Source organism: Streptomyces sp. SID14436, assembly GCF_010548465.1.
Classification (GTDB): Bacteria; Actinomycetota; Actinomycetes; order Streptomycetales; family Streptomycetaceae; genus Streptomyces.
Window position 1 is genome coordinate 1 of the sequence record NZ_JAAGMD010000693.1, and the last position, 867, is coordinate 867.

Sequence of the window (867 nt, forward strand, 5' to 3'; positions counted from 1 at the left end):
CCCGGGGAGGCGGCCGCGGGTCAGCCGTCCTCGCGCGCGTTCCGGTCCCGGTACACCCGGTGGGCGGCGGCGCCGAGCGCTCCGGCGATCAGCAGTCCGCCCGCGGCCAGTGCGGGCACGGAGTCGCTGAAGGTGCCGCCGTCCCCGGCGTGCACCGCGCGCGGGGACGGGGATGCCGTGCAGGGGCCGCTGTGGTGGCCGGGGCAGTGGGTGGCGGTGGGGGCGGGGGTGCGGGTGGGTGTGCCACCCGGGTGCACGGTCACGGTGAAGGACACGCTCCAGGGGGTGCCCTTCCCGCCGGGGGCGGCGGGGCAGGTGCCGTGGACGGTCCACTCGGCGCCGGAGCCGCCCGGCGCGGAGAGGGCCTCGGGGGCCTCGGACAGGGCGTCGAACTCGTCGAGCGGCGCGTCGGGGATCTCGGGGAACGCGCCGAGCGGCTCCTCCGCCCCGGGCTCCGCGTCGGGGATCTCCGGGACGCTGTCGGGCGGCGGGATCTCACCGGGCGGCTCGGGCTCCTCGCCCGTCGCGCCCGGGCCCGGGGCTCCCGCGTCCGCGAAGTGCGCCGCGTCCGGGAGCGTCGCCGTGCCCTCGTAGGTGGGGCCGGCGGCGTCGTCGCCGGGCACCTTGGCGAGGGTGACCGCGCCGCCCGTGAACGCCTCCGAGGCCGCCTGGAGGCTGTGCGGGGCGGGTCCGCCGGTCGGGCCGCAGGTGACGGTGACGGTGACGGTGCCGCCCGGCCGTACGCTGCCCGGGCTGATCTCGGCGCGCGGATCGGAGGCGGACGCGGCCGGCGCGAGGACGCCGAGCACGCCCAGGGCGGTGCCGGCGAGGGCGGCGGTGGTCAGGGCGCTGGCGGTGCGGCGCATG

General features: G+C 80.2%; 1 protein-coding gene. It reads right to left on the reverse strand.

The genetic code is table 11. The features are described from left to right. Positions 1-20 precede the first annotated feature (20 nt). On the reverse strand, positions 21-867 hold an 847-nt coding region (locus tag G3I53_RS24960), incomplete at its 5' end, for a hypothetical protein (protein WP_164438794.1).